This is a genomic window from Legionella drancourtii LLAP12 (assembly GCF_000162755.2).
Taxonomy (GTDB): Bacteria; Pseudomonadota; Gammaproteobacteria; order Legionellales; family Legionellaceae; genus Legionella; species Legionella drancourtii.
The window spans coordinates 26,966-30,236 of record NZ_JH413805.1; the positions used below are offsets into that span (position 1 = coordinate 26,966).

Below are 3,271 nucleotides of genomic sequence, written 5' to 3' on the forward strand. Positions count from 1 at the left end.
AATACATTGTTGCAATTGAATCCGGCAGAAATGACGGTTTGCAAGATTCATTGGAAGAAGTTTTTGCAGGTTAATGCTACTGCCAAGCAGCTGGATTTTTTTAGCCATTACATTGCCGAACATGCGTCACCGGTCACTGCGAGCGCAGTGGTTTGCGCACTGAGCGCGAATGAAATAACAGCGGTGATTGTAACAATTTTGGCTTCATCCTTGGCATTAGAGATCCAGGAAATTGAATCAGAGACTCCATTTCAGCACTATGGCATGGATTCAATTATCGGTATTAATTTTACAGCAGAATTGGGGCGGCATTTTCCTGATGTAGTCGCTCCTATGGATTTATATCGTTATCCCACCCTGAAACAACTTACAGAGTATATTACTCAACGGGTTAGTCCCTCTACTGAGCCTATACCCACCCCGGTTTTTGCGGCAATGGAAGCAATTGAGATTGATCAATTAAGTTATGACCAATTAAATGAATTGCTCGAATCAGAATTAAAGGAATTAGAGCTGGCTTATGACTGATACTACCACCTTAAAAAAAGCATTACTGATGATCCAAAAACTTAAAAAACTGTTGCAAGAACAGCAGGAAAAGTTATTTGATCCCATTGCCATAATTGGCATGAGTTGTCGCTTGCCTCAGGCTGATAATCCCATTGAATTTTGGGAGTTGTTATGCCAAGGAAAAAATGTGATTACTCGCATTCCTGATGAGCGTTGGGAGTTATTAAAAAATACCAGTGAAATAGGCTTGCGGGAGACCGACTTAGCTTATTGGGGTGGTTATTTAAATAATATTGCTGAATTTGATGCTTATTTTTTTGGTATTAGCCCTCGCGAAGCAATGCGCATGGATCCTCAGCAGCGACTGTTATTGGAAGTCGCTTATGAATCCTTAGAGGATGCTGGTTTAACAGTTGAGGATTTAGCAGGTTCGCAGATGGGGGTTTTTTCCAGTTTGTATGCAAGCCAGTTTAGCCATCTGCAGAGCTTAGATTCCGATATGGATGCTTTATTCATCCCTACCGGAAGTGCAATTAGCATGGCTGCGAATCGTCTGTCCTATTTGTATGACTTGCGTGGCCCAAGTATTGTTTTAGATACCGCTTGCTCTTCGTCATTGATTGCCATCCAGCTCGCCTGTTTAAATTTGCAGGCTAAATTATGCGATAAAGCCTTAGTTAGTGCGGTAAATATCAATTTATTACCATCCATCCATTCAGTTTTAAGCAAAGCAACCATGCTGTCACCCACTGGGCAATGCCATACCTTTGATGCCAGCGCTGATGGCTATGTGCAAGGCGAAGGGGCGGGAGCTATTGTTTTAAAACCACTGTCCCAAGCACTAAGAGACAAAGACCGAATTTATGCGGTAATTACTGGCGCGGCGGTAAATCAGGATGGCAAAACCAATGGCTTAACTGCGCCTAATGGTTTGCAGCAAGAGCACTTGCTACGTTCGGCGTATCAAGCGGCTAAAGTGGATTTCAAAGCTGTTTCTTATATTGAGTGCCATGGTACCGGTACTTTTCTTGGCGATCCCATTGAAGTTCAGGCTTTAGGTGAGGTTATTGGGAAAAATCGTGAGGCAGAGGATCCGTGTTTCATTAGTTCAGTTAAAACAAACATGGGGCATTTAGAACCTGCGGCCGGTATGGTGAGCATGATTAAAGTGGCTTTGGCTTTAAATAATCGCATGATTCCACCTCATCTTAATTTTAAGACAGCAAATCCGCACATTCCTTTTGCTCAATATGGTTTAAAGATTCCGCAAACATTAGAGGCATTACCTCGATATGGTGAGGTATGCATTGCGGGTGTCAGTGGTTTTGGTTTTGGCGGCGCAAATGCACATATCGTGTTGCGTGAAGTAAGTGATGAAGAACAGCCTACCGCGGCACAAGCCATTAACCCAGACGGCGAGCTATTTACGCTTTCTGCAAAAGACGCGCCCGCTTTATCTGCTTTAATTGCTCGTTGGTGTGATTATTTAACCAAACATCCACAAAGCAATTTAGCACAGCTTTGTTATAACCTGCATGTGCGACGCTCGCACTATGCACAGCGCTTAGCGATTGTTGTCCATTCTCTTGATGAGCTCGTGCAGAAATTAATTGCAGTACGGACAGATTCTCAGACAGTACCTGCGGGGGTATTTATTAATCTTGAGGCAAAAAAATCACCTAAAGCGCTTAACATAGGCGAATTTAATCATATTGATTTATCTTTTTTAGCCAAAGAGTATGTGGATAACGCCCGCGTTGATTGGAAAAAATATGAAGCTGGCCGTGCTTATTCGCATCTTGAGATGCCACTTTATCCATGGCAACACAAAAAATATTGGCCTGTTTTAGGCAAGACATCGGCTGAGGTGGCAAATACTAACTATCCTTTTCGCGGTCGCTGCTTGCCTTCGCCTTTAGCGCTAAGGCAATTTGAATTTGTTTTCGATACGAAAGTAATGCCTGAGATTCAAGATGCTTTTTATGTATTGCATGCAGGGTATTACACTGAAATGCTCACTTATGCGATGAACCAATTGCAGCAAACGACTTGTTTTAGTACCGAAAATCTTAATTATTTATCACCCTTGCTGGTTTTGGATGGCAAGACGATTGTGGTGCACTTGATTATTGAGGCTGTTGAAAATAATTTATTTTCATTTCATTTCTATAGTAATGACGGCCAAGCAAGTTGGATAGAACATGCAAATGGTATTTTATCTTTAAGTGTTACTCCTGAGCCGACGTTTCACGCGCAAAAAGAGTTAACAGTGCGCAGCATTAGTTCCGGAACTGAAGAGGTTTTTTATAACCGGGTCACCGGTATGGGGATGCCTGCAGGAGACACTATTCGTTGGATTAAGCATTATTGGATTCATAGTAATGAACTCTTGGCTGAATTGCGCGCCGCAAAACCAGTAGAGCGTTGTGAACAGTTTGTCCGGAAAATGCATCCAGGTGTTATCGATGCGTGTATTCAAACCTTATTTTTACTGCTGCCAACCCAACTTAATAAGCCTTACGTTGCTTCGCAAATGGGCAAGGTCGAATTTTATGGCACCACTGAACCACAGTATATTTATACGCAGTTAACCGAGTTACATCTTGAGGGTAAAAATATTATTGGTAATTGGTATCTGCTTGATAAAGATTATCAGGTCATCGCGAAATGCCTCGATCTGCGTATGACCCAGCTCAATGATACCTTGCAAATTAGTAAATTAATGGCAGTGCAAGCGCAGTTCATCTCGATTTATCATTAC

The 3,271-nt window shown here is 42.2% G+C and carries 2 protein-coding genes; both read left to right on the plus strand.

Going from position 1 to position 3,271, the window contains the following annotated elements; genetic code table 11:
- The coding region (locus LDG_RS20060) for an acyl carrier protein (protein ID WP_233491415.1) at positions 1 to 528 on the plus strand (528 nt) is incomplete at its 5' end.
- Positions 521 to 3,271: type I polyketide synthase (locus tag LDG_RS03665; RefSeq protein ID WP_040534414.1), on the plus strand; the 2,751-nt coding region annotated here is incomplete at its 3' end. The genes LDG_RS20060 and LDG_RS03665, both read left to right, overlap by 8 nt.